This is a genomic window from Lentimicrobium saccharophilum (genome assembly GCF_001192835.1).
In the GTDB taxonomy this organism is placed as follows: Bacteria; Bacteroidota; Bacteroidia; order Bacteroidales; family Lentimicrobiaceae; genus Lentimicrobium; species Lentimicrobium saccharophilum.
Genome location: NZ_DF968182.1, coordinates 214,906 through 241,157 on the forward strand (window position 1 = coordinate 214,906; position 26,252 = coordinate 241,157).

Annotated in this window: 19 protein-coding genes; 5 read left to right on the forward strand and 14 right to left on the reverse strand. The window is 48.7% G+C overall.

Annotation, left to right across the window (positions count from 1 at the left end):
* Positions 1 to 52 precede the first annotated feature (52 nt).
* From TBC1_RS00760 to TBC1_RS00795, 8 genes are all read right to left on the reverse strand, one after another.
* Positions 53 to 691, reverse strand: coding sequence for a hypothetical protein (locus tag TBC1_RS00760; protein ID WP_137305336.1), 639 nt, complete (start codon positions 689 to 691; stop codon positions 53 to 55).
* Positions 692 to 1,051: 360 nt separating this feature from the next.
* Positions 1,052 to 2,236: an outer membrane protein assembly factor BamB family protein gene (locus TBC1_RS00765; RefSeq protein ID WP_062037105.1), complete on the reverse strand. Its 1,185-nt coding sequence runs from the start codon at positions 2,234 to 2,236 to the stop codon at positions 1,052 to 1,054.
* Positions 2,233 to 3,456: a class-III pyridoxal-phosphate-dependent aminotransferase gene (locus TBC1_RS00770; RefSeq protein ID WP_172668790.1), complete on the reverse strand. Its 1,224-nt coding sequence runs from the start codon at positions 3,454 to 3,456 to the stop codon at positions 2,233 to 2,235. Before TBC1_RS00770 ends, TBC1_RS00765 begins: the two co-directional genes overlap by 4 nt.
* A gap of 235 nt (positions 3,457 to 3,691) precedes the next feature.
* Positions 3,692 to 4,390 carry a hypothetical protein gene (locus tag TBC1_RS00775; protein WP_062037112.1) on the reverse strand — a complete coding sequence of 233 codons (699 nt, stop codon included), beginning with the start codon at positions 4,388 to 4,390 and terminating at the stop codon, positions 3,692 to 3,694.
* Positions 4,391 to 4,417: 27 nt separating this feature from the next.
* Positions 4,418 to 5,173, reverse strand: coding sequence for a LytR/AlgR family response regulator transcription factor (locus tag TBC1_RS00780; protein ID WP_062037115.1), 756 nt, complete (start codon positions 5,171 to 5,173; stop codon positions 4,418 to 4,420).
* Entirely contained in the window at positions 5,154 to 6,239 is a 1,086-nt protein-coding gene (locus TBC1_RS00785) for a sensor histidine kinase (protein ID WP_062037117.1), read from the reverse strand. The genes TBC1_RS00780 and TBC1_RS00785 overlap by 20 nt, the downstream gene beginning before the upstream one ends.
* Before the next feature lie 30 nt (positions 6,240 to 6,269).
* Complete coding sequence (locus TBC1_RS00790) at positions 6,270 to 6,650, reverse strand: hypothetical protein (protein WP_062037120.1); 381 nt, start codon at positions 6,648 to 6,650, stop codon at positions 6,270 to 6,272.
* Between the two features lie 58 nt (positions 6,651 to 6,708).
* Positions 6,709 to 7,296, reverse strand: a complete 588-nt coding sequence (locus tag TBC1_RS00795; RefSeq protein WP_137305338.1) for an outer membrane beta-barrel protein — start codon at positions 7,294 to 7,296, stop codon at positions 6,709 to 6,711.
* Between the two features lie 287 nt (positions 7,297 to 7,583).
* Here TBC1_RS00795 and TBC1_RS00800 point away from each other — a divergent pair, with 287 nt between their 5' ends.
* Positions 7,584 to 9,119, forward strand: coding sequence for a T9SS type A sorting domain-containing protein (locus tag TBC1_RS00800; RefSeq protein WP_082189425.1), 1,536 nt, complete (start codon positions 7,584 to 7,586; stop codon positions 9,117 to 9,119).
* A 208-nt stretch (positions 9,120 to 9,327) separates the two neighbouring features.
* Positions 9,328 to 10,899, forward strand: coding sequence for a T9SS type A sorting domain-containing protein (locus tag TBC1_RS00805; protein ID WP_062037129.1), 1,572 nt, complete (start codon positions 9,328 to 9,330; stop codon positions 10,897 to 10,899).
* A gap of 24 nt (positions 10,900 to 10,923) precedes the next feature.
* Here the strand turns inward: TBC1_RS00805 and TBC1_RS00810 are convergent, their stop codons facing one another.
* Positions 10,924 to 12,564, reverse strand: coding sequence for a sodium:solute symporter family transporter (locus TBC1_RS00810; RefSeq protein ID WP_062037132.1), 1,641 nt, complete (start codon positions 12,562 to 12,564; stop codon positions 10,924 to 10,926).
* A 342-nt stretch (positions 12,565 to 12,906) separates the two neighbouring features.
* On the opposite strand from TBC1_RS00810, the gene TBC1_RS00815 reads away from it, so the two are divergent.
* Together TBC1_RS00815 and glpK are read left to right on the forward strand one after the other, a co-directional pair.
* A complete protein-coding gene (locus TBC1_RS00815) occupies positions 12,907 to 13,800 on the forward strand; it encodes an alpha/beta hydrolase (protein ID WP_062037135.1) in 894 nt (297 codons plus the stop codon).
* Between the two features lie 7 nt (positions 13,801 to 13,807).
* Positions 13,808 to 15,301, forward strand: a complete 1,494-nt coding sequence (gene glpK / locus TBC1_RS00820) for a glycerol kinase GlpK (protein WP_062037138.1) — start codon at positions 13,808 to 13,810, stop codon at positions 15,299 to 15,301.
* A 20-nt stretch (positions 15,302 to 15,321) separates the two neighbouring features.
* On the opposite strand, the gene TBC1_RS00825 is transcribed toward glpK, so the two are convergent.
* Together TBC1_RS00825 and TBC1_RS00830 are read right to left on the reverse strand one after the other, a co-directional pair.
* A complete protein-coding gene (locus TBC1_RS00825) occupies positions 15,322 to 15,636 on the reverse strand; it encodes a hypothetical protein (protein WP_062037141.1) in 315 nt (104 codons plus the stop codon).
* Positions 15,637 to 16,191: 555 nt separating this feature from the next.
* The gene (locus TBC1_RS00830; protein WP_062037145.1) at positions 16,192 to 17,778 is read right to left on the reverse strand and encodes a T9SS type A sorting domain-containing protein; all 1,587 of its coding nucleotides are present in this window, start codon (positions 17,776 to 17,778) and stop codon (positions 16,192 to 16,194) included.
* Positions 17,779 to 17,973: 195 nt separating this feature from the next.
* Between TBC1_RS00830 and TBC1_RS00835 the strand changes: the two genes are divergently transcribed.
* Complete coding sequence (locus TBC1_RS00835; protein ID WP_062037148.1) at positions 17,974 to 19,137, forward strand: IS4 family transposase; 1,164 nt, start codon at positions 17,974 to 17,976, stop codon at positions 19,135 to 19,137.
* Positions 19,138 to 19,462: 325 nt separating this feature from the next.
* Here the strand turns inward: TBC1_RS00835 and TBC1_RS00840 are convergent, their stop codons facing one another.
* From TBC1_RS00840 to TBC1_RS00850, 3 genes are all read right to left on the reverse strand, one after another.
* Complete coding sequence (locus TBC1_RS00840) at positions 19,463 to 21,751, reverse strand: TonB-dependent receptor (protein WP_062037151.1); 2,289 nt, start codon at positions 21,749 to 21,751, stop codon at positions 19,463 to 19,465.
* A 34-nt stretch (positions 21,752 to 21,785) separates the two neighbouring features.
* Complete coding sequence (locus TBC1_RS00845; RefSeq protein WP_062037154.1) at positions 21,786 to 22,526, reverse strand: T9SS type A sorting domain-containing protein; 741 nt, start codon at positions 22,524 to 22,526, stop codon at positions 21,786 to 21,788.
* A 352-nt stretch (positions 22,527 to 22,878) separates the two neighbouring features.
* Positions 22,879 to 26,250, reverse strand: a complete 3,372-nt coding sequence (locus TBC1_RS00850; RefSeq protein WP_062037157.1) for a glycoside hydrolase family 38 N-terminal domain-containing protein — start codon at positions 26,248 to 26,250, stop codon at positions 22,879 to 22,881.
* Positions 26,251 to 26,252: the final 2 nt, after the last annotated feature.

A 26,252-nucleotide genomic window follows, 5' to 3' on the forward strand; every position in this document is an offset into this window, starting at 1 on the left:
AAACAGTATTGGGATTCAAGAATTTAACTAATGCAACTGTTGTCTGTCAGATCTAGTCTGTCTGGTTCTTTGGGTTCTGCGATGCGATACGGCCGGTATGAAACCATACCATTGAGGCGATGCGGTGTTCCGTTTCCTGAGGCAGCGCCGGCACAACAATTCGCTCCCCGCTGAAAATATAAAGCTGATAGGCGCCAGCCATATATCGCGTATAAGACAAAGGGGTGTTCTCGCCATTCCGGCAGGTATAAAGTCTGTTTCCGGAGGAATTCATAAAGTAGAAAGCGTCCTCCGGCTGAGTGAAACCGGTTCCCCCGAAAGTGAAGCCTTTTTCGCTGACAGCGAAAGGAGTACCTGAAAAGTGAGCGCCGGAAAACCTGCAGCAGGGCCCGAAAAAGTGGAGGTTAAACCTGAGATCGGAATCGTTCAGCTCAGATTCGCATTTAACAATGTACTCAGGCTTTTGCTTCCAGAAGACGAAATTCCTGATTTCATTCATATCGTTTTCGCTGATCCGGTAATGATCAGGAATAACCAGTATAATGGTATCTGAATCATAAAAGCTGATCATCTGCCGGATATTTTTATCCATTGTGACAAATCCGTCAGGATTATTCGTGGCTTTTGAGGATAAGCTGAGCAGCAATAGCATGCCGGAAGCCAGGAAGAGCGGTCTGATAAATCTTTTCATTTTCATTTCTTTAATAGATTTGTAATTCGTTGGATACAAAACTACTGCATGATTTGCGGGCCATAAACCGAAATATGCTGAACCTGCAGAAAAGGCAGGTGAAGGGGGATATGATGGTGATGAACGTATCCGGGCATTCCTGTGTTTCTCCGTAATTTTCAGCAAAGTATGATATTTAAAATGAAGCTGTTAATAAGAGGAGCAGTTTTCCCCATTGATTAATCCGGGTTTAAATGGCATATCACCCGCTTCCTGCCATAGGATCAGCTGAAATGCCCCGTCAGGAGTTTTAAACAAAAGCCCCCGGTAAGGCTGACCTGTCCGGGGGCTGTGTTTTAGTGAATGGGATTCTCAACGGGATTATCTGGCTTCAACGGCATAAAGATTTCCGTCGGAACTTCCGAAATAGAGCACACCGGCATCAGCAACAGGGGTGGAAAGAATGGCCCCGAGCGTGTGGATAATTCTTTCAGATTCCATATAATCCCTGCCATATAATTCGAAGTTGCTTCTGAAACTGCCGTCATCATTGAATACCTTCTGATAATTATCCTTACAGCCCTGTGTGAGAAATTCGGATACCGGGGTGCCTGTAAGCGGATCTACCCCTCTCAGCTTTCCGTCGAAACAACCGAAGTAAACCACATCATTGTAAACAAGTGCGGAGCCATACACCCGCATGGGCAGCCGGATTTTCCAGATTACCTCACCGTCTGATTTTCTGAGGCAATAGAAGGAATGTGTATCCGAGGTGCCGAAGTAAATATGCTCCCCGTACATTACCGGGGTTGCAACCACCCAGCTTCCCCGTTCTTTCATGTTCCATTTGCCCCTTCCTGTTTTTGTGTTCAGGGCATAGACGTTGAAGTCGCGGCTGCCGAAATATACGGTTTCCCCGCCGATGGTTCCCCCTTTCTGAACTTCACCATTGGGGAAATAGAGGTCACCTACGGTTTTGAATTGCCATAATAAGCTGCCATCAGTGGCGTTCAAGGCATAAAAATTGCCGGCAAAATCACCGAACATCACCGCACCTTTTTCAATAACCGGGCTTGCATGGATCATCCCCCCGGCCCTGAATTTCCACTTCAGTTTACCTGTTCCGGCTTCCAGGGCATAAAGGCAACTGTCACTGCTTCCCCGGAATACCAATCCTCCGGAAACGACGGGAGAGGAGAGGTAATAATCCCACAGATCGAGCATTTTCTCTTTTCCGGTGGCTGACTTCCAGTTCAGCCTGCCCGTGTTCACGTCCAGTGAATAAAGATAACCGTCGGCACTTGCAAAAAGTACGGCGGAATTACAGATAGCCGCATCGCAATGCACAGCCCCGCCGGTTTTAAAGCGCCATACCTCATTGCCAACAGACTTATTCAGGGCATAAAAGCAGCTGTCGCCGCTGCCGAACAGGATCAGGTCACCCGCGATCAAAGGCGAACTGTAAATTCTGCCCCCGGTTTTAAAATGCCATTTTTGCGCTGTTTGGCCGGCTGCTGATGTAACGGAGAGTGTAATTAATAATGTAAACAGGATTATTTTTTTCATGCCTGTATTTTATCTGTTTGTTTGTACATAATATCCTGGGGTGATGCTTCACCGCCTGTTCCGGAGAGAATCTCCCGCAACGCGGTCACAAAATGGTCGATGGTCGCCTTTTCTATGGTGAGGGCGGGATCCAGGCGCAGGACTTCGGCATTTGGCCGGCGGCCTGTGATAAATCCTCTTTTCAGCAGTTCACTGTTGATAATGTCTGTACTGTGTTTGAACTCAATGGCCAGCATCAGTCCCCGGCCACGCACGTCGCTGATAAGCGGCATCTCCTCCTTTAGTCCCCGGAGGCACTCCAGAAGGTATTCGCCCTTGAATGCGGCGCCCCAGATCAGATCGCTTTCCTGAATGATATCGATAACCTCTCCGGCAACAACGGCTCCAAGCGGGTCGTTCTGGTGTGACTGTGAATAATGAAAACTGCCGGATGCAAGCTCCTTCATAATTCTCTCGGAAACGGCTACCGCGCTTACCGGGTAGCCATTGCCCAGACCTTTGCCCATGGCTATGATATCGGGCTGTATGTTGTAATGCTGGTATCCGAACCATTTCCCGGTACGCCCGATACCTGTGGTGACTTCATTCGAGATGACGATGCCGCCGTTAGCCTGAACGATGCCTGCAATTTTTTCAACAAGGCTCTGCTCCGGGAAACGAACCAGCCCCATGGAGCTGCCCGGTTCAAGGATAAAAATCCCGATATTCTCAAAGGGGATCTCCTCAAACCTGCTGCAATCACCTGAGCAACCATTTCCGGTTTTGCTGCACGAGCAATCAAACCTGTCGTAAACAAACCAGTTTCTGCTGTCTTTGAGCGCCGCATCTCCGTAAGTGCCGAAATAAGCATCTGTATAAGACAGGGCCAATGGCTTCCGGCTCAGCGCCCGTGCGATGCGCATCCCGTATTCCACCGCTTCGCTTCCCGAAGACAGGAATTCACAGCCACCATCAGGCATATTGGTAATGCTCAGAATCTTCTCAGCCGTTTCAGCAACTGCCGGATGGCAGTAACAAAATCCGGTATGGCTGATCCTGTTGATCTGTTCAGTGATGACGGTATTGATGCGTTTGTTGTTGTGACCCAGACAGGTACACCATACGCCGGATTCCAGGTCAATCATCCGCTGACCGTTCCGGTCGTACACGTAACAATTGTCGGCATCGACAATGTCGTTGTATCTCAGCATGTGTCCCGTTGACCAGATGATATTTTTCATAAAATACTTGGAGAACTTTGGTTGATCAATAAAAAGCAGCATCACTTCCCGTGGGCTGAAGCGGCAAAGCTAAGCTGCCTTTATCCGGAATTGTAATTTATTACCATGAAACGTTTCGGGGTGCTGATGAAAGGGGATTTTTCATTTGTGAACTGTGACGGCCTGGAAACCGGTTTCTTTAGCAGAATTGTGCTTTCACAGGTATGTTATATTGCCGGAATATGTCCACAAGTATTCAGAGTCCGGCAATTCTTGCTTCAACCCATGCCTTGTCCATTTTCAGCAACCGGTTTTTTTTGAGATTTTCTTTTACAATATGGCGGATATGGGGGTTATCCATCCCGGCAAGTTGCTCAAATATCTTTTTTCCCGCGATGGGATGGTGAACGATGGCGACACTCCAGCCGTATCCCAGGGCTTGCCGGAGTGTTTTGGCTGCATCGCTGATTTTTCCGGGGGAAGCACTGAATCCGAGGGTAATATCCCATAAGATCTGGAGCACTTCGTTTACAGTTTCTTTGTCAATGAGCAGTCTGGGTTCACACAGGCCGGCGACCACGGCGCGTTTTTCAAGTTCATTTCCATCAAGCCAGGATTTGAGGTGCAGGATAAGCAAATCCATGTTTCCGGCACCGGTCTCCTGAATCCCCATAGCCACGGCCTCGCGGATACGCCAGCTGCCGTGAGAGGCAAAGCGCCGCAAAAAAGCAAGACATCCGGGCAGGTTTTGCCTGTTAAGCACAGCGTAACCCACAAGTCCGCACATAACTACAAACTCTTCCGGTGAATTTCTCAGATCATCCCTGAGGTAACTCATGCATTCGGATATTTCCATGGCATTGGCCGAATGCGCGAAAGAATACATGAGTTCCAGATTGCCTCTGGGACCGGGAAGATTCGAGTTTTTCAGCAGGTTTTCAATGGAGGCGGTCATAATGGTTCGGTTAAATACCCGGAATGATCAGGAATTAAGCCATTTTTTGAAGGCGGCGGCGCGGTCCACGCTCACAATGGCATCATATTCTTCGTCGGCTTTGGGCTTGAGTTCCAGTTTGACGCGTCCGCGGGAATAGGCAACCATGTTTGAAATGGCGTCCATATTTACAATATACTTCCGGTTTATCCTGAAAAACTTTTCGGGGTTCAGCAGGGTTTCCAGGCGGTCGAGGGCATAATCCACAGGATAGGAGATTCCCTGCAGGGTCTTCAGATACACCCCTTTTTCAAGTACATAGAAGTACGCGATCTCCGAAATTTCAATTTTTCTGATCCTTTCCCCGATCTGGATAAGGAAGCGTTTTTTATAATCCGGTTTTCTTCCCTGTATGTTGGCCATCAGCAAATCGAAATCGATACTGAAAGCCGACCGCAGCGAATGATATTTTCTGAGGCTCTCTGCCAGGTCGCTTTTTCTGATGGGTTTGAGCAGGTATGCAATGCTGTTTAGCTGAAAGGCCTTGATGGCATACTGGTCGTAGGCGGTGGTGAAAATCACCGGGATATTCACGGGGATTTGTTCAAAGATGGTGAAACTGATGCCATCCGAAAGTTGTATATCGAGGAAAATCAGATCGGCCGTGTGATCCATCAGCCATTTTACCGAGTCTTTTATAGAACCTGTTTTCGCAAGTATCCTGATGTCCGGGTCAACCTCCAGGAGCATCTGCTCCAGCTTGTCGGCAGCGAAACTTTCATCTTCAACGATCAGTATGTTCATCACTTTCGGGATTAATAAGGGGAATGCGTGCAATATAATGGCCGGTCTCAATTTTGAACGAGGGTTCCTCTCCGGTAATCAGGGCATAACGCTTCACCAGATTTTTCAGCCCCAGGCCGGTTGAGGCTGCCGAGGAAATTTTCGGCTGCAGGTTGTTTTTTACCACCAGGTTGTATCCATCGCTGTAAACCTCGATCCTGAGCGGCTTTGACTCGTTTACGATGTTGTGTTTGATGGCATTTTCGAGCAACACCTGCAGCGAGAGTGGTGGAAGTACGCAATTCAGCAATGCGGCGGGAACATCTACAGAGAAACCCAGGTTCCGGCCATACCTGATCTGCTGAAGGAAAAGATAGGAATGCATAAAATCCAGTTCCCTTCCCAGGGTGGTCACCGGCTGTTCAATAGTTTCGAGCACGTAGCGGTAAACCTGTGAAAATTCGTCGATAAACTGCTGGGCTTTCACCGTATCCCGGTTAATCAGCCCCGAGAGTACGTTCAGACTGTTGAACATGAAGTGCGGGTTGATCTGACTTTTCAGTACTTCAAACCTGATCTGCGAAAGCTCCTTTTCAAGGGTTTCTGCCTTGAGCGTTGCCTTTTTACTTTCGATGTAGTAGATCCAGCCTTCAAGAACAGCCATCATCAAAAGGTTGGCTACGGCAATAATAAGGGCATTGGTGATCAATACGCCTGAAAGATCTTCGGAATAAGGATTTATCCGGTTTGCGGTAAAGGTAACGGCCAGGGCAATAATCACGGCAATCGTAACCGCAAATCCCATCTGGAGGAGTATCCGCAGGGCTGTTTGCTTTCCCCAGGGTATACTTTTGTTAAAGTACCTGATGATAAAAAGATCCGGGTAGGCAATCAGAAAGGCAGCGGAAAGGCTGAGGATGATCCCCCTGGCCAGTCTGAGAAAGAAATGCAGATAACCCGATAAAACATAATAACCGCTCAGGTGATTGTAGGTGATAACTGCCAGCTGAACGCCGACGGATAACCCCAGCAATAGCAGAAGCAGGCGCCAGAAGGGGAAATAGCCGTGTATCTGTCTGAAAAACATGTCAGCATGAAATGATTGTCAAATATAGTTTCAATTTTGATTGGCCCCCCGGTACTTAAGGTGAAGTTCCAGGTTGCCGTTCCCTTTGGTGCTTTTGTATTTCAGTTGCCAGAATCCTGTCCGGGCCGGGAATGATTCATTAACCGTTACATGACCGGGTGCTTCAACCGATATTTTATAGATCTCCTCTTTGCCGGGTCCGAGAAGGATTATTTCAACGCTTCCTTCTGAAACTGAGACGGAACCTTCGAGTTGCACCGATTCAGCCTGACTGGTGACCGCCATCACGGTGTAACCGTTTGAATTATCCTGAATGGGACAATGAAAACCGTAGCTGACAGGCTTTTCTTTTTCACAGGAAACTGTCAGCAGCAAAAGCAGGGTAAAGAATGGGATAAGTTGTGCTTTCATTTTTTCATTTGCGTTAAGTAACCGGGCGGGCCATTGCTGACCCGCCGGTTTCAGGGTTTCAGAATTTTTTCAGGATCCCGACACGGGCCGAGAGGTAGTTTAAGCTGAGTCCGGTTACATTGCCTTCCACTTCAATTTCACGGTTCAGTGAATTGAATTTGAGGCCCGGGGTGAGGCTCCAGTTGCGGCCCAGATCAATGTCAATTCCTCCGGCCACCTGCCAGCCCAATCCATGGCCACTGTCGTAAATAATTTCTCCGGCAGTGTTTTCCACTTCAATATGGTTGTAAAGCCCGGCAGCCCTGGCATACCACGAAACCGGTGAGCTTCCGATGGCATGTTTGAACTGAAGTCCGAATACATAACCGGTTTCCTCGAAGTCTGCATCCTTTCCGGCAAAAGATTCCGGGGCCTGATTCCGGTTCCATCCCCAGCCTGCATAAAGCCCCAGATGAGGCATAAACTGATAATGGAAGATTCCTTCAAATCCAAAACCGGTTTTCAGGTCGGCTCCACCAGGGTTTGAAACGGGAAATGCAACGCCGCTGCTCAGTTCGAAACCGGATTTCTTTGCATTGTCCTGGGCCATGCCGCTGAATGCAAGAACAGCGAAAAGTAAAAGTGTAAGTGCGGGTTTTGTTTTCATCTCTTTGATTATTTGATTTGTTCCTGTGTTGATGAGGCAAAAGTATTTTGAAGGACAGGCCCGGGAAAACAAAAGTGGTTAAACGCGCATACGGGCAGGTTGAAAGCGTAAAATTGCCGTGCGACCCGATCACCTTCCTGAAAAAATCTGATTAATACTTATCAGACTTTTAATTTGCTGATCCGGGCAATGAATTCAGTATATTTGTGGATTAGCTATGTTAATTTCCCTTATTTGTCGATGGACGCATCTTAACAGGTATCCCTAACTTCCTAATAAAAGCAATCATGCAAACGAAACAGAATCTGAGAATGGTGTTGGCAGCATCAATGATATTCCTGCCAATACTTCTGTCGGGCCAGGCCCTGCAATGGTCTTTTAATTACGGCGGAAGCCAGAACGATTACTTAACCCGTATCATAAGCAGTAATTCAGGAGGATTTCTTGCAGGTGGAAACTCGTATTCCGCTGACATTGACCTGCCATCCAATGCCGGGAGTTCCGATGCCTGGGTGATTAAAGTCAACGCCCCGGGCGAAAAGGAGTTTGTCAGTGTTTTTGGGGGCAGTTCCGATGATATTTTTAAAGATGCCGTTGAGGTTGACAACGCCTACTTTATGATGTTATTCAACTCCTATTCTGCAAATGGCGATTTCCCGGCCAATTCAGGAGACCTCGATATCTGGCTGAAAAGTATAACTTTTGACGGACAGGCTGGTGGCTCGCTGCATTTCGGCGGCAGCGGAAAAGATGACGCCGTTAAACTTGCGCAGGCTCCTGCCGGAAGTCACCTTATCGTCGGGCAGACCAACAGCAACGACGGAACTTTTGGAAGCGGACTGGGTGGTAAAGATGCGTTTTGTATAAGATTGTCTTCAACTTCGCAGATTACCTGGGTGAGGAAATTCGGAACCAAAGACGAAGATGGTTTTGTGGATGCACTGGCCCTGCCCGATGGCAATCTTCTGTTCTATGGCAGTAAGTTTCAGTCGAATCTCAATACCGGCTGGTTGCTGAAAACCAACTCTTTGGGTGAATTTTTGGATGAAGTAAACTTCGAAAAAGTCACCGGTGTATTTCCCGTGTGTATGATGCACCATGCCGGTCATATTTATGTTGCCGCCAATACCAATAACGTGGTCTCCAAAGTCACCAACCGGCATATGATGATCTATAAATTTGATGAAAACCTGGATTATGTTTCCATGAACGAAACCGGCGGAGGTGACGGCAACGATATTATTCTGGATATGAAACCTTACGACGACCAGCATATCCTTTGTCTGGTAGCTTCGAATACCAACCAATGGCCATTTCACGGCAATCACGGAGAATATGACCTTTTTTATGTACTCTTTTCCAATGATTTCGGCCTTATTCACAGCAGGCCTTTTGGCGGATCAAGCTATGACGGGTCACATGAAAATGGTGGCAATTTCATTATGGATGGTGCAATGGCTATTTGCGCCAGCAGGTCTTATTCCGGCGATGGCGACGTTCCGGGAAACTATGGCTCTTACGATGGCTGGATTTTCAAAGCGGACCCTTTATATTCCCTTGGTTTGCCGGATGAAGGGTTTGCTGCGGTTGCCGGAATACATGTATCCCCCAACCCGGCTGAGGATGAAATCCTTGTTTCGGGGATCCCGGATGACGCGGCTTTCATCACCATCACCGACCTCGCCGGCCGGCAGGTGTTCCATACAGGCGTTGACAAATCATCGGTAAATATTCCGCTCTCCGGCCTTCCGTCCGGGATGTATCTGGTAAGGGCCGCAACAAAAGGCAGGGTTCTGCCGCCGGTGAAGTTTTTCAGGCGCTGATTATAGTGTTGTATTATGCCTAAGCACTCCCGGATGCGTCAGTATCCGGGTAATCCTGAATCAGATCCGCTTGCGGCTATACCCTTATTTTGGTTTGTCCGATGAAAAGCGAGATCTGACGGCAGATTCTGTATATTTGTTGTTTATTGTTCATGCTGTCCGGACAATTATAATATGATTCCCTCTATACATTTAAAATGGAATTTGTATGCTCGCTATCCCAAATTTAAAAAGAATATTGCTGGCTTGGTATGTGATTTCTTTGCCGGTGATTGCATCCGGTCAGGCAGTGCAATGGTCGTTTAATTATGGCGGAAGTAATACGGATTATCTTACGCGCGTTGTTAAAGGCCGCGAGGGAGGCTTTCTTGCTGCAGGACACACCTTTTCATCAGATACAGACATTCCCTTCAATACTGGTTTATCCGACGCCTGGATGATCAGCACGGATGATGAAGGCAATAAAGACTATGTTGCAGTGCTTGGCGGCTCAAGTGATGAACTTGTAAAGGATCTCATTCAGCGGGAGGATTCGGTATATCTGGTACTCATCAATTCTAATTCATCCGACGGGGACTTTCCGGTAAACAACGGATCGTTTGATGTCTGGGTTAAGTGCATGACTTCCGGTGGAGTGAGCATTGAAGGATTTCATTTCGGAGGCAGCAGTAACGATGAGGCTTTTCGCATAGTCCCCACCCATGACAACGGTTACCTTATTGTCGGGCGAACCGGCAGTTTCGACGGCACTTTCTCAAATTCAATCTCAATGGGAGGCGACGACGCTTTTTGCATCAGGCTGGACGCTCAGTTTCAGGTAATCTGGGCCAGGAAATACGGCAGTGAAGACAACGATGGCTTTGTGCATGCGGTGGTGCTTCCTGACAGCAACCTGATGTTCTATGGGAGTAAGCATATCGGAATAACAGATAAGCTGTGGCTCATGAAAACAAATCCGGAGGGGGAAGTGATTGATGAAGAATGCCCGTCGCATTTAACCGGTACCTATCCGGTATGCATGTTGTATCATGCTGACAGTTATTATCTGGCTCGAAATACCGATAACACTATCAATAATACTCCGGGGCAACATGCTGATATTATTGTTTTTGATGAATTTGTTGGTGATACACTTGAACAACGGATGGGAATCACAATGGGAGGGATCACAGGATCTGATATTATTGCGGACATGAAAATTTATAATGATGAATATCTGCTTTGCCTGATTGTTTCCAATTCCAATTCAGGAATGTTCCCGGCCAATCACGGGGGTTATGATATTTACACTTTATTGATGACAAGCGGTTTTGTTAATTGGGGGGAAATTTTGAGTACGTGGCCCCTGGGAGGTTCTGACAATGAAGGTTGGGCATTGAAATCAGCAAGCCTCTGTGTTGATGAGGATATGGCTGTAATAGCCAGTAACTCCTATTCGTCCGATTGGGACCTGCCTGCACATTATGGGCAGGGCGATGGATGGATGCTAAGGACAAATCCGCTCCTGGGTGTTGGCCTGAAGGGTAGTTGTTTTCCGGATGCGCGGCCGGCAATGGTTGTATCCCCCAACCCGGCAGAGGATGAAATCCTTGTTTCGGGTATCCCGGATGAAGCGGCTTTCATCACCATCACCGACCTCGCCGGCCGTCAGGTATCCCGGACTGTCGTTGACGGGTCATCGGTAAATATTCCGCTCTCCGGCCTTCCGTCAGGGATGTATCTGGTAAGGGCGGAAGCAAAAGACAGGGTTCTGCCGCCGGTGAAGTTTGTCAGGCGCTGAGAAAGACCGCGGCAAAACGCAGCTTTACCAGAGCGCGGCATAAAGCACGGTCAGTATCAGCATAATCACATAAGCCGCGATGTTGAAGTTCCTGCCGGTTTTAAAGGTTTCGCGCGGCAGGGGAATGGCTTTCGGATCCTCGTCGGTTTTTGCCGTACTCAGGCTTACCATCACGATAATGGCAATGGTAATCAGACAGGTGTACATCATCTGATCGAGGAAGGGCATCTCAAGCGGCAGCAACTTCAGCAGCAGCGCAACCGGAATGGAGCTTAAAACGCCTGTTATGGCAGCCCGCGTGGTTGCCCGTTTCCAGAATAATCCCATCAGGAAAACGGCCAGGATGCCCGGACTCACCACCCCGGTATATTCCTGGATGTACTGAAACATCTGGGGCATGGTATTCAGCGCCGGAGCTACAAAAACCGCGATGGCCAGGGCTGCGATAACGGCGATGCGGCCTGTAAGAACAAGGTCGGAGCCGTCGGTCCGCTTGGAGAAGTAAGGTTTGTAAATGTCCATGGTAAAGATGGTGGCCGTGGAATTCAGCATGGAAGCCAGCGAAGAAACGATGGCGGCAGCCAGCGCCGCGACCACCAGTCCCTTGATTCCTGCCGGGATAAAGGTTTTGATCAGCCAGGGATAGGAGATATCGTAATTGATGCCGCCACCGGGCCGGTTAAAAACCGTTTTCACCCCGTCAATCACAACGGTGCCTTCCGGCTGCATGTACATAACATAGGCGATGATACCCGGAATAACCACCAGCAAAGGCAGCAGCAGTTTCAGGAAAGCGGCAAACGCAAGCCCTTTCTGCGCTTCGCGCAGCGACTTCGCGGCCAGCGCCCGCTGAATGATGTACTGGTTAAACCCGAAGTAGTAGAGATTGGCCACCCACATGCCGCCGATAATCACACCGATGCCCGGCAGGTTCAGAAATTCGGGGTGGTCCCTGCGAAGGATCATGTGGAATTTATCCCCTGCCACCTGGTAAACATGGTCCAGCCCGGCCAGCACACCGCCGGCAGGTGTTACCTGATCGAGGGCGATAAAGGTGGTGATCAGCCCGCCGGCTACCAGCAATATAACCTGAATTACGTCAGTCCATGCTACGGCCGACAAGCCTCCCCAGATGGAATACGCGGCGGCAAAAAGTGCCAGTCCCAGTATCAGCGGAAATATCATACTCCCGTCGCCGGTACCTGCAATGGTATCCAGGGCCTTTGCCCCGAGAAACAAGACCGAGGTAAGGTTGACAAAAATAAACAGCGCCACCCAGAAAACGGCCAGGATGGTTTTCAGGTTGGTATTAAACCTTTTTTCGATGAATTCGGGAATGGTAAACAGCTCCTGCCGGATAAAAACAGGCAGAAAATACTTGGCCACCACAATCAGGGTAATGGCGCCCATCCACTCGTAACTGGCAATGGCCAGGCCAATGGCAAACCCCGAACCCGACATGCCGATAAACTGCTCGGCGGAGATGTTGGCCGCGATGAGCGAAGCGCCTATGGCCCAGAAGGGAAGGCTCTTCTTTGCCAGAAAGTAGTCCTCGGCACTCTTTTTCTCCCCTTTTTTGCTGCGCGACACCCAGAGCCCTACCGATAGTATTAAAATGCCGTAGGCTGCAAAGATCAGGTAATCAATCAGTTGAAAATTTTCCATAATGGCTGTTTTAAAGTGGGGGACTGAATATTTCAGGGACTGGCCAAACGCTTACCGGAAACAAATATATAAAGTCACCGGTCATCTTCAAAATCAAATCAGCGCATCCTCCCGGCAACCGTTTATGCTTTTATAAAGGACGGCAGCAATAAATATTTCCGGCCTGCGGACATTGGCAGGTAATTGTGGATCAGCAGCTAAACCCATATAGGTCAGAGTCATTCTGATCCCGCATTTTGCGGGAGAAGAATCTCGTAATTTACCGGACAGCAGTGATTGGAAATTAATCCTGCCCTTCTTTCAACGGATACCCCGGATATTTAACGATCAACCCGTATCTTTGTGATTGGCGCTGCCTTTGCAGCGTATAATCCATTTCCCAAACAGGTGATTTATATGCAGCATTCTACCACCTCCTGGAAAACCGGCGACGGGCTGACCATTTTTGCCCAATACTGGCAACCGGCCGGACCTGTGCCCAAAGCGGTTGTCTGTTTTGTGCACGGCATCGGCGACCACTCTTCACGCCATGTACATGTTGCCCGGGCTTTTACAGATGCCGGATTTGTCTTTTTCACCGCCGACCAGCGCGGGCACGGGCAATCGCAGGGGCAGCGCGGCCATTTCCCTTCGCGGGAGGCAATCCTGCACGACACCGATCTGTTGCTGCAACATGCTTCTGAATTGTTTCCGTGTCTTCCGGTGATACTTTTCGGGCACAGCATGGGAGGGATACTCGTCCTGTTTTATGCCCTGGAAAGCAATCCCGACATCGCCGGGGTTATTTCCAACAGCCCGGGACTGCACAATGCCCTGAAAAAGAAACCCCTGCTGATTTTTGCCGCTCGTGTGCTCGGCAGCATATTTCCCCGCATGTCTATTTCCAACGGGCTGGACCTCAATGGTATTTCGCGCGACCCGCTGATGGTTCAGGCTTACAAAAGCGACCCGTTGATCCACGACTGCATCACCATGGGCCTCGGAAAAGTAATGCTTAAAGTAACCAGCCAAACCCTCGCACGGGCAGCTTCGTTTCCTTTGCCCCTGCTGCTGATGCATGGCAAAGCAGATATCATCACCTATGCCTCGGGCAGCGAAGCCTTTGCTGCCGTCAATCCGGGCAAATGCAAACTGATTCTTTGGGAAAAAGCCTTTCATGAAATTCACAATGAGCCTGAACAGCAGGAAGTGATGTCGGCAATGACCTCATGGGTGCAGGATCTGATCAGCAGGTAAGCGGCATATGGAAAAGTATATATTAGCCCTCGATCAGGGCACCACCAGCTCAAGGGCCCTGATTTTCGACCGGCAGGGAAACATTTGTTCCATTGCCCGGAAGGAGTTGCGGCAGCATTACCCGCAGCCGGGATGGGTTGAGCACGACCCCGCCGAAATCTGGGCATCCCAGGTGTCGGTCGCGGTGGAAGCGATGTCGAAGATCAGCATCAGCGGCAGGCAGCTGGCGGGGGCGGGCATCACCAACCAGCGCGAAACCACGGTAGTGTGGGACAGAAACACGGGCGAGCCTGTGTACAATGCCATTGTATGGCAGGACCGCCGCACTGCTGCCTACTGCGATGAGCTGAAGAACCTCGGCCTTTCTGCGTTGCTGCGCGGGAAAACAGGGCTTGAATCCGACGCCTACTTCAGCGGGCCGAAGATCCGCTGGATACTCGATCATGTTCCGGGGGCCAGGCTGAAGGCTGAACGGGGGCAACTCGCGTTCGGCACCATTGATTCATGGCTTGTGTGGAAACTTACCGGCGGACGGGTGCATGTGACCGATGTGAGTAATGCCTCGCGCACCCTGCTTTTCAATATCCATGACCTCTGCTGGGACGAAGAGTTGCTGGAGCTGATGCATATCCCCGCTTCACTGATGCCCGTGGTGGCCTCCAGCAGCGAAGTTTACGGGTTTGTGACGGATGCTTTCGGCGGCGCGGAGGTGCCCGTTGCCGGAATCGCCGGTGACCAGCAGGCGGCACTGTTCGGGCAGATGTGCCTTGAAAAAGGGATGGTGAAAAATACTTACGGCACCGGTTGTTTTATGCTGATGAACACAGGGGGGGAGCCGTTTATATCGGAGAACCGCCTGCTTACCACCGTGGCCTGGCAGATGAACGGACAAACCACCTACGCCCTTGAAGGCAGCATATTTATGGCGGGCGCTGTGCTGCAATGGCTGCGCGACGGGCTTGGCATTATACAATCATCGGCGGAAGCCGATGCCCTGGCCCGGCAGGTAAGCGATACCGGCGGACTGTATTTTGTCCCTGCATTTACAGGCCTGGGCGCCCCGCACTGGGACCAGTATGCCCGCGGACTGATGATAGGGCTGAACCGGGGCACCACCCCTGCGCACATTGCCAGGGCCGCGCTTGAGAGCATCGCTTTTCAAACCCTTGATGTGCTGCAGGTGATGGAACAGGATACAAACCTTAAGATTCATGAACTGCGTGTGGATGGAGGCGCCTCGGCAAGCAACCTGCTGATGCAGATACAGGCCGACCTGCTGGGCATTCCCGTGGTGCGCCCGCGGATAACGGAATCCACGGCAGCCGGGGCTGCCTGCCTTGCCGGACTGGCCACCGGATTCTGGAAAGATATCAATGAAATTGCCGGTCAATGGCAACGCGAGCTTGTATTCAGTCCATCAGCCGACCCCAACCAGGCCCGGATTAAGAAACTGCGATGGGCCGATGCGGTGAAAAGATCCGGAAGATGGGAGCGGGAATGAACAGGAGAGCTGCCTTATGATTATTCGTATTTGAGCATCAACCATTGTTCAATATATCCTATTTCTGTTATAAGCGGCCCAGCCGTGGGCATCTGCTTCCAGTCCTCCAGAATTTTTCTCATTTCAGATAGAAATACCTGATCTCTTTCCTGATTAAAATAAAGATACAACGCCATTACCCGCAGCCAGTCCAGGCGCTGGTAATTATCGGCAGGATCGGTGGATTTGGTCAGGTAGTTATGAAAGGTTTGCAGCAGTAGGTCTTTTTGAGGTAAAGGCGGAACCAGAATGTTCAGTTTGCGCACTGCAACGAAGCCCGGTAGTTTGGGTACCACTGTGCGAAGGGTAAAATAGTCTTTTGGAATGTCGATGACTATTGTTTCTTTCTGAAAATTTACTCAGAGGTACAGTGAATCAATGGGTTGCTGGGCGCGGGAGATGCCGCTGATGGCGATAAAGAAAAGGAGTATGATTGTTTTTTTCATGGGACAGGTTTTGTAGTTTTTTTTTGACAGGATTGACAGGATTTACAGGTTTTTTTCTCAGTTCTAATTATTTCGGCTTGTCTACCGGTGGTCCCGACTCCGCGAAACCCGGATGGTCCCGGCTTCGCTCGACCACCGGTTTTACAGTTGTTGATTGATTCTTTCGTTGCATGAGTGATAGCTGGTGGGCGCAATCGAACCAAGCTACCGGATGGTCTCGGCTTCGCTCGACCACCGGTTTTACAGTTGTTGCTTTTATTAACGGTTGGTGGTTGAGCGAAGCCGAAACCACCAAAAAAAAGCGAAGCCATTAGTGGCAAAACGGTGGTTGGTGAGCTTTCGTCGAACCAAGCCGTTGGTGGTCGGGCGGTACCGATAGCAATCGGTACGAGACCACCAATAACCTCACTCCACTACAAACCTCGCCTTGCCCATTTGTTTATTACCTGCATACACCACCGCCATATACATGCCCGGCCGCCAGCGCGAAACATCCAGCCCGGTTTCGTGTATGCCTGAGTTTACGGGCAACTCAGCCAGTTGCCGGCCTTGTATATCGTAACACACCACCCGTATTTTGCTGTGATACTCTGTGTTTTCAAGCAAAAAGCGCACATAATCGCCGGCAGGGTTGGGTGCAGGCGTAATGGGTATTAAACTGACGCGGGCTTCGTACTCTTTACGGGTGGGTATATCCTTTACATCAACAATTACCTCGCAACTGCTTAAATCTATGGTTTTTGAAACAATAGGCTCGGGGCAGAGGTAATCGTGATCTAGTGCGAATGGATACTGAGTATCATATTTTAAAGAATCTGTAAGCTTAATAAGAATAATGTCTTGGTATTCGAGAGAAGTTGCACCTATTAAAAATCTGTCATCTGAGGTTTTTACAAATGCGAATGGCCATGTAGCTTCAGTCTCAATAAATGAATTTACCCAGCCACCTAAAGTATCCAACTCATGAATTGCAATACAACCTGTAATCCCGAAAGGATGATCACTCATTTGAGTCATAGTAAATAGGCGGTCGTCATTAAAGAATGTCAGACCAAATAAGTTATTTGATGGCACGTATTCACCAAAATCCGGAATTAATGGAATACTGTCTAATAAAATCACACCTAAACTATCAGCAATAAGAAGTGTTGGGTTAGTATTTCCATTGGTATAGCCCGAGCCCAGATAAAAATTTCCGGTATTTTTCTCAACCAGTGAAGCAATAGAAATGTAGCCTTCAAACTCTTCGCCAGTTAGAATACTTATCCATTTTTCGTTTCTTAAGCTATCAGCCCCTATTATAATCCCTTTGGTAATTGATGCTCCGGAAACAGTATCAATCCAACCACAAGAACCCACAATGTAATAATCGCCGTCAGATGTTATTATAAAATCATTTCCATGGCTATCCGATATTAATGGATGAATAATACGTTCTGCATATGGTTGTATCCATAAAATGTTGCCATTAGCGTCTAATCGGAACAAACTGAGATCAGATTTTGTAATACTTGGATATCTCTCAAATCCATGAGCGAGCATTGTGTATCCTCCATCAGGTGTTTGAATAATTTTTTGCCCCCATGCAATATCCGGATTTGCAAAATGAAGACACCATTCCAGATTTCCACATGGATCAAATTTCATTATTCCAATATCTGTACTACCGGTATTGGTGAAACTTCCACTAACTATAAATCCACCATCCTGTGTTGAAAGAAGGCATTCCGGGATGTTTCGTTGACTGACACCCATACCTGTTCCTAAAATGAAATCATAGAGAATATTTCCATTAATATCAGTTTTTACAATCCATGATCTTGAATCAGGATAATCGTTCAATCTGCCTAAAATCAGGTAACCCCTGTCATACGATTCTGCTATATGGCTGAACACCTCTTGTCTGTTACTGAGGCCCAAAACTCGTTCCCAATTCTGTGAAAAACAAAATTGATTGAGTATTAAAAGAAGTAATAAAAGTATCTTTCTCATAATAATTTGGTATTAATCAGTAAATCAATGATAATCGCTGGTTATATTATTTTGTTATATTATTGATTAACACATTACTGTCCCATTAAAATATTAAAAAGTTCTTTGAAATATTTGAAATTTAGTTAGTTACATGCGTTTTTCGATTAAACGGATTTCAATTTGCACATTTGCAGTTCTTAGAAAAAATTGCAAATGCATAAGGATAAATACGTTTTCGCCCAGCTAACATCTTTCTTGGATAGGAATAAGTTCAACTATATTGTCCGCAAATATGACGGGGACAGATATGTTAAACACTTCACTTGTTGGAACCAACTTCTTTCCCTGATGTTCGGACAATTGTCAAACCGTGAAAGTCTCAGGGATTTGGTTGTCGCGCTTGACGCCCATCACTCCAAAGCTTATCATTTGGGTTTGGGCAAGAACGTATCAAAATCATCTCTGGCCAGAGCCAATCAAGACAGGGACTACCGCATCTTTGAAGAGTACGCTTATTATCTGGTAAACGAGGCCAGACATAAACGGGCTTCTGACATCTTCAAACTTGGGGGCAATGTCTACGCTTTTGATTCAACGACGGTTGACTTGTGCCTTTCCGTGTTCTGGTGGGCAAAGTTTCGCAAGAAAAAAGGCGGGATCAAAGTGCATACATTATATGATGTGGAGACAAAGATACCGGCGTTTTTCCATATCACCGAAGCTTCGGCGCACGACTCTACCGCGATGAAAGAAATCCCCTATGAACCAGGATCATATTACATATTTGACCGTGCGTACAACCACTTCAAGATGTTGTACAAGATTCATCGGATAGAAGCTTTCTTCGTTGTCAGGGCAAAGAATAACCTCCAATACAAGACAATCAAATGGAAAAGAAGGTTGCCCAAGAACGTGCTTTCAGATTTAACTGTTGAATTGACGGGGTTTTATCCCAAACGATATTATCCAGAGCAACTTCGATTGGTCAAATATTGGGATGAAGAACAAAAACGCGAGCTGGTATTCTTGACCAACGCCACGCACGTTTCAGCGCTTCAAGTCGCCGAACTTTACAAGAACCGCTGGCAAGTCGAGCTTTTCTTCAAATGGCTGAAGCAACACCTGAAAATCAAGAAATTTTGGGGAACTACAGCAAATGCAGTTCGGATCCAAATCTACGTCGCTATGTGCACGTACTGCCTAGTAGCGATCGTCCAAAAAGACATGCGACTCGACAGAAGTACATACGAGGTCTTGCAGATCTTGGGCATATCATTAACAGATAAAACCAATCTTCTGGATCTGTTCGATAGAACTAAATTTCAAAATGACAAAGAACGTTTTAGGCTTAATGAGCCAAATTTGTTTAATTTTTAATAACGTCCCAGTTTTAATGGGACACTAGTGTGATTAACAATAGTCTAAATCGTAAATAATTATTAAAATAATATTCAACAAAACAAAAGTATGCCATTGCTTCGGATTTTGCAATCATATCTAATAAATAATTTTTATCCGGATAACAGTATGGAATCAGTCGTTCAGCCCCAAAAAGCTTAATATTGAATAATCCCGATTAAGTATGCCTGAATCAGTTTGCCCGTATCGCCCGGTTATCAGCGGCTGAAATGATCAAACGTTTATTATTGTGAAATTTTTTATCACAGGTTATGTCAGGGAGGCTGAATTATTATAAACCCGTTTAAATTTTAATCCCGGCCTGCACCGCAAAGGTCCTCGGTGGTCCTACATCGGCGGGCCGGGTCATATATTCGCGGTTGAAGAGGTTGTTGATGATAAAGGAAACCTTTAAGCGTTCGGCGGGCTGCCAGGCAAAGCGCCAGTTGACCAGTACATCGCCGGTGTTGTGTTTTTGCCTGTATTCGTATAGTCCGGGCAAAATAAAGATGGGCACCGCCACGCCGTTTACCCTGAGAGAATCCTCAAAAGCGCGGTCGATGTTGATGATGTGGCTGTGATAATCCAGGTTAAGGCCGGTGGAAAATTCTTTTACGGAGACGTCGAACGCCACTTTCACATTGTGGTAAAACCGGTATTTAAGGATGTTTTTATTGGTGGAGGCGGTATTTTCGCGTTTGCCGAAATCCTTGTCAACAGGGTTGGTATAGGTATACCCGGCGCTGAAGGTGAACTTCGCGATGCCGGCACTGCCCCTGCCTGTGAAATTGACTTCCATACCGGCAATGCGGGCGTTGGTGATGTTGAATGCCCTGAAACCGGTGTAACTGAAAAAATCAATCAGGGTGGGATTGGTCAGTCCGGGCGGGTAATGCTGACCGAAGGTAAATTCAATCATATCCCTGTATTCGGTCCAGAACAGGGCGGCATCGGCATATCCCTGCACATTCCCCAGCGAAAAGCCCTGCTTGATGCCCATCTCCGCATTCCAGCCGTATTCCGGCATCAGGGTGTCGTTGGGGAAAATTTTCAACGCCCCCACCGCGGTGGCTGCATACTTTTCGGCGATGGCCGGATAGCGGAATCCCTGCCCGAAACTGCCGCGCAGAAAGGTGTATTTCCCCGCCTGGTAATTTACCCCCGCCCTGAAGAGGGGCTTCGACGCCTGGCGCTCACGGTTGATGCGGTGCCATTCATAGCGGCTCCCGAATGAAAACCGCCATTCCCTGTATTGCTTTTCTGCCTGTATGTAAACCGACTGATTGGATGCGGTATGCCTTGCGCTCCCGAAAAGGTTGGAGACGGTTTCAACACTTGTTGCGCTTGCCCCGGCCGTTATTGAAAACTTGTTTTCCCATTTCTTCAGGTACTGATACTCCCCGAAAAAGGTATTGTCGTAGTTGTGCAGCGAGTCGCTGTCGTAGGTCACTTTGTAAAATCTGCCTTTCAGCGTATGCCGGCTGTCATCGTTTCTGTGCCATGTAAGATGGGGATCGAGGTTGAAGCGGGTATTTTTAAAATGCTGGTCAAAATCGGGGGACGCCCTGTAAACGCCGGTGTCGCCGTTGAGCCAGAGCAGAAAGTTGCCGCCTTCGTTAAACATGGCGTTGGCATTGAGCCCGGCAGCCATTCCTTTAATTTTCATGAACCTGTACCGGGTATTCAGGTTGGCACGGATGTATTTTTCGTTTTCGTTTTCACGATAACCTTTGTCGGTGTGCACATTGGCCCCGCCGACGAGGTCGAGGTTACCTATCCTCCGGCTGTGCGAGAAACGTGCCCCGGAATAGAAGGGCTGCGCATCCCACCAGGCAATTTCACGGCGCCGGGGATTCCCGTAGATTCCGCTGTAAAGCGTGAATGCTGTTTCGGGTTTTTCGCCGGGGTAGGCGGTGCGGATGTTGATCACCCCGTTCAGCGCGGATGATCCGTACAATGCAGAGGAGGCCCCCTTGAGGATTTCTATCTGGCTGAGGTTTTCGAGCGGCACAAAGTCCCACTTGGCCTCACCGCCACCGCCGGTGAGCATGGGCAGGTCGTCGAGCAGCAGCAATACCCTTGACCCCACGCCGTAGCTGTAACCGTTGCCGCCTCTGATGCTTACCTGGTCGTCGAGAAACATCACCCCGGGTACCTGTTGCAGGGCGGTCTCCACCATAATGGTATGGGTGCTCTCAATGCGCTCAGCGCCCAGCACATCCATGGAGACAATCACATCTGAAATCTTTTGTTCATAACGCGCGGCGCTCACCACCACCTCGTCGAGCATACCGGCCTGCACCTGCATGCCTACATCAAGCGTGACGCGCTGCCCATCGCCGGCTTCAATGGTTTTCTCGACAGGCATGTATCCGATAAAACGAAACCGGATGGTGTTTTTCCCCGGCGGAACCGATAAGGTATACCTGCCTTCGGCATCCGTCGCCACCCCGTGGCTGCTGTTCAGGAAAACATTTACCCCGGCAAGGGCTTCACCGGTTACCGCGTCGGTTACGCTGCCCGTAACCATCGGATTCTGTGCGTTTGCCAGGCTGATGAAAGAGAGGAAAATCAGGACCCAACGCGCAATCATGGAATATAGGCCATTGGTTAATGGTTATTTAAGCTCAGGGTTTAATCAGCCTGATAATGGAAAAGTCTTTCCCGTCTTTCCTGCTTAACGCGCAGAAATAGATGCCCGGAGCCAGGGCACTTCCGTCAACCAGCCCGGTATTTTCACCGGGGATGACGTCAAGGGTCTGCGTTTGCAGCAATCTGCCCGTTGCATCCACTATCCTGCACGAATAAATTCCTTTTTCCCGGGCATAAAAAGCGAGGCTGATCATGCCGGTAAACGGATTTGGGAATGCCTGTAACCGGAGTGCATTGACTTTTTCATCAATCCCGTAGGCGGAAGCAGGCAATATGGTCAGGCTGTAATACGTAATTTCATAGGGGAACGGCAGCCCCAGTCCGCCCATATAGCCTACAACGGTAATGCTGAGCGGATAAACGCCCGTCTGGCTTTCGGTGGGATTACCGGCAATCAGCATACATCCCGAGGTGCCTCCAAGCCAGTATCCTGACGGGCGGTTGGGTATCGCCTGAAAGCCTTCAGGCAAACCCGTGATCTGGGCAACACCGATGGAGTCAATGTTCATTCTCGGGAAGGGCGAAACAATGGTATCGGCCGGAATTACAGCCGTAAATACCGCATTGTATTCATAGGTGGCAACAGCCGGTGGCAGTCCGGTGGCGCTGTCGGGATAGATGCCCGGCTGGGTGTATTTCGGGTCGGGTATGCATTGTCCGTAAGAAAGGCTGGTATATATCAGGCTGAAGATAATCAGGGTCACACAAGTTCTCATGGTTAATGGGTTTTGAGTGATTTGAATATCAAAGATACGGAATTTCCCTTAAATATGCCAGTATTTCAATATGAGGTGAATGCAGAAGTGATGTTGTGCCTGATGATGGGGCTATTCAGTTTGACCTGACAGGTGCTGTCATGGTGAAGTATTTCGGCTGACTCCTGTTGAACTGAGCTTAAATCCGGTTTATCTGACACGGATGAGTTTTACCTGATCCAAAAGGTTAATATAGAAGTGTACTTATTGTGGTAAAACCATGGAAATCTTCTTCCTGATTATACATTTTCTCAATAATAATCAGGTAGGAACAAAGCCGGAAGTCACTGCTAATCATACTTGCAGTTTTCTCTTATCTGACAATCACGCTGAAAAACGCCGACTCCAGTGCCTTGATCTCATTGCTGTTGCCTGCAAGCGGAGTGCCGTTTACATCGGTTCTTACGCAGGGCAGCAATTCGCGCTGCGAGGCATATTGCGGGGCAATGGTTCCGGTTTTGCCCGCTGTTTCACGCAGGTGCAGCAAAATGGATCTGCCGTCGGCAGCCGGCATGGCGCTGATAAGCATCACATGGTCGGGTAGTCCGGTGAGCAATGAGTTTTCCCATTGCGCTTCACCATTTCCGCCACCGGGCAGCACACGGGCGGGCATGGGGGTGCGGTGTCCGCGGCCAAAACGGGCTGCATCCTGCATCGAATTGCCTTTAAGCGATGTGATGGAATACAACCACTCGTGCCCGCCATGCTGATCGGCATTAAAATTGGTTACCCAGTAGTTGTTCATCGGCCAGCCAAACATATGGGTGGTTTCGGGGAGCGCCCCGGCTTTAAACCGGCCTGTGTTGATATTTCCGAACTGCATCAGCGGAACTTCAACCGAAGAAACCACCAACTGCGCCTGTTCATTGTAAAGCCGGGCGTAAGTCTGAAGGGTGTTCCAGTCGTTGCTCGAGCCGGGAATCTGATCAATGCCGGCGCGCATTTCGCCACCGGGAACATCCAGCGCAAGCTGTCCGCCGTCCAGCGCAAAAGGCAGGGCTATGTAAATACCCTCGGGATCGGTAACCAATTTCTTTTCAATGGCATAAAACAAATCAATGCGCTTGGCAGTGTTAAACAGCCTGATTTCAAAAACATACGTCTGATCGCGTTGGGCAGCGGGGGTGTTTCCTCTGAATTTCAGAGTATTCCAAACCTCGCCGGTTTCGTACCCATCATACCACACCGAATCGAGGCCCTCACGCGTAAAATTGGTAAGCTTGTACGATTCCATTTGTGTGCGGTTGTTGAGCAACTCGTATATAAACTCTCCGAAACTGTACTTTGCCTTTGAATCAACCAATTGCAGGTTTAATTCTTTGTCGGTAATGCTGCTGATGGCGCCCCTGGCCACATCAAGATCAATGTGGTACCATTTGTTTTCGAGGCTGCTGATGGCTTTGCGGGCTTCGGGGACTGTGGCAATTTTTGCAGATTTATCTACTTTGATGATGTACTTTTTATATCCGAAAGCAGGGACATCGTCAACCCATATGGCATAATAGGTTCCATCGGAATGTTGCTCAACCGGCTGAGCTTTGGCTTCATTTCCCTGCTGGTCAGTAATTGCAAAAGGAGTGTAGCGGGGCAGAATCTGATGGTCAATATATACTCTGAGCAATCCGCTGCGCTTCCAGTTGAGGGTATTGTACACGATGAGCGAAGGTTCTTTTTCTCTTTCAACAAAATGCTGAAGCAGCCCCATGGTTTCTTCGCCCAGCATTCTGGCTCGGCGGGCAGCCTCCCAGGCATAGGATTCTTTGATACGCCGCTGCTCCAGAGTATATTTGTGATAAGGTTCGCGAACGCTGTTGTGATAACCCACAGTATGTTCCGTGTAAAACAGCAGTGCGGAGTTGGTGGCATCTATGCGGTCGGTGATTTTTTCGGGAAGTGCGGCACCTTGCAGCAAGGCCATGCTGAGTCCGGCGGAGTTGGCAATCAAATCGCCCTGTGCCTGCCTGCTGGCTGCCACTTCGCGTGCCGATGCACCAAATCCATCGGTCCACCAATCGGGCCATGCTCCGCGGATTACCTGAAACTCATGGCCATGTTTCTGCTCCATTTCTTCAAAAAATGAGGTAGCAGTGGCTGTTTGCAGCTTAGGCCAGGTGTACTTTTCGTTCCACTGACGAATCATCTCACTGGCGTGGGTCGAAGGGGGTGAATTGTCAACCAGAAAGCCTGAATGCTGTATGGAAATCAGGTCGTAGGCATATCCTTTGGCTTCCAGCTCGGTGAGATAGGTGAGCAGTTTGTCTTCAAACACATTAAAATCGCCGGCATGAATTTTAAACACCGTATTGCCGGTCATATAATGCTCAGCACGGAAAGCCAGCATACGGTTGCCAGAGGGCGACTCCCACCAGAACAGGGTGGGCTTGTCGAAACAGATGAGTGCCCGGTGCCCGTGGGTGCCCATATTCAGGTATTTAATGCCCAGATCGTGGTAATAATCGCAAAAGTTCCAGCCAATGCCGTTTACATCGTTCTGCATGGCTGTTTTTACTTCCATTCCTTTCGACTTTATCAGCGAAACGGGCCTGAGCGAGGCTGCCAGGGTTTGTTCGTCGGGAAGCTCATCGAAATTGAAATACATGCCGGTGAGTTCAATTCTGCCTTCGGCAACTCTTTGTTTCAGGCGTTCGGTTTGTGCAGCGGGACGGCTTTTCAGGTACTCGTCCACGGCCCAGGATGCTTCGCAGGTCCAGCGGAATTTTGCCTCTTCAGGATAAAGATCGGTGTTGTCGCAATAGTCAAGGGCATAGTCAATGTAGCGCAGATGCTCGGCCAGAATATCGGTTTGTGAGCGGGTATAACCTATGTCGGTATGTGAATGCTGCACAAAGTTGACGCGCCATTTTTTTACCGGCTTGAGTTCCAGAACTCCTTTCCAGGTATCGGCTTCGGTTTCAACCCTGTAGTTCACTTTTTTAGCCTTGTTTACCGCGGGAAGGTCAAGTTTAATGTAATTGTAACCAAAATTCAGTGTGGTTTCCTGAATGAGCTTACCATCCATAAAGAAACGGACGGGGCTTTCTTTTCCCAGGTGCAATATCACTGCAACACCAAGCTGATATTGTTTTCCATCCTTTTCCTTTAATGCCGGAAGGGCTTTCAGCAGTATTCCGTTTTCAACCTTAAACCTGAAAGTCATCAGCCAGGTGGTTTTGTTTAGCCCGGCACCGGTGGCCTTTATGCTGAGTTTTTCTCCGGCTTTCAGATTTTTGGCAGGCACGGTAAGATACACAAACCCGAATCTGTCGCCATGCTGATCAACCATATCCTTGCTGAAATACAAGGATGAACCATCGGAAGCATGATGTGTCCATTCATCGGAACCATCGGCAATAATGGTAAAAGCCGGTTTGCCGTTGACTTCAATGCTGAAATCGCCTATCCCCGGCGAAGAGCCGATACCGGCCAGCCAGACAAAAGAAATGTTTTCTGTGTTCACACCGGCAGGCACAGGGTCGGTGAGCCATTCCATGGAGTCGCTGCCATCGGTGGTGCGTATAATCATACACGATTCGGCTATGGGAATGGAGGAATGGTAATCAAAATCGGGGCCATATACCTCTGATCCGTAACCATTTATAATGGTGGTGTTGCCGGTAAGCGGGTTTTGCCCGAACACGGCAGCGCTCAGCAGCGCAAATACAAACAGCAGGACTTTTGTTTTCATTT

Bases quoted from the DNA above. Each gene is read 5' to 3' on its own strand.
- TBC1_RS00760 (WP_137305336.1), bottom strand. From the start codon at position 691: ATGAAAAGATTTATCAGACCGCTCTTCCTGGCTTCCGGCATGCTATTG.
- TBC1_RS00765 (WP_062037105.1), bottom strand. From the start codon at position 2,236: ATGAAAAAAATAATCCTGTTTACATTATTAATTACACTCTCCGTTACA.
- TBC1_RS00770 (WP_172668790.1), bottom strand. From the start codon at position 3,456: ATGAAAAATATCATCTGGTCAACGGGACACATGCTGAGATACAACGAC.
- TBC1_RS00775 (WP_062037112.1), bottom strand. From the start codon at position 4,390: ATGACCGCCTCCATTGAAAACCTGCTGAAAAACTCGAATCTTCCCGGT.
- TBC1_RS00780 (WP_062037115.1), bottom strand. From the start codon at position 5,173: ATGAACATACTGATCGTTGAAGATGAAAGTTTCGCTGCCGACAAGCTG.
- TBC1_RS00785 (WP_062037117.1), bottom strand. From the start codon at position 6,239: ATGTTTTTCAGACAGATACACGGCTATTTCCCCTTCTGGCGCCTGCTT.
- TBC1_RS00790 (WP_062037120.1), bottom strand. From the start codon at position 6,650: ATGAAAGCACAACTTATCCCATTCTTTACCCTGCTTTTGCTGCTGACA.
- TBC1_RS00795 (WP_137305338.1), bottom strand. From the start codon at position 7,296: ATGAAAACAAAACCCGCACTTACACTTTTACTTTTCGCTGTTCTTGCA.
- TBC1_RS00800 (WP_082189425.1), top strand. From the start codon at position 7,584: ATGCAAACGAAACAGAATCTGAGAATGGTGTTGGCAGCATCAATGATA.
- TBC1_RS00805 (WP_062037129.1), top strand. From the start codon at position 9,328: ATGCTCGCTATCCCAAATTTAAAAAGAATATTGCTGGCTTGGTATGTG.
- TBC1_RS00810 (WP_062037132.1), bottom strand. From the start codon at position 12,564: ATGGAAAATTTTCAACTGATTGATTACCTGATCTTTGCAGCCTACGGC.
- glpK (WP_062037138.1), top strand. From the start codon at position 13,808: ATGGAAAAGTATATATTAGCCCTCGATCAGGGCACCACCAGCTCAAGG.
- TBC1_RS00830 (WP_062037145.1), bottom strand. From the start codon at position 17,778: ATGAGAAAGATACTTTTATTACTTCTTTTAATACTCAATCAATTTTGT.
- TBC1_RS00835 (WP_062037148.1), top strand. From the start codon at position 17,974: ATGCATAAGGATAAATACGTTTTCGCCCAGCTAACATCTTTCTTGGAT.
- TBC1_RS00840 (WP_062037151.1), bottom strand. From the start codon at position 21,751: ATGATTGCGCGTTGGGTCCTGATTTTCCTCTCTTTCATCAGCCTGGCA.
- TBC1_RS00845 (WP_062037154.1), bottom strand. From the start codon at position 22,526: ATGAGAACTTGTGTGACCCTGATTATCTTCAGCCTGATATATACCAGC.
- TBC1_RS00850 (WP_062037157.1), bottom strand. From the start codon at position 26,250: ATGAAAACAAAAGTCCTGCTGTTTGTATTTGCGCTGCTGAGCGCTGCC.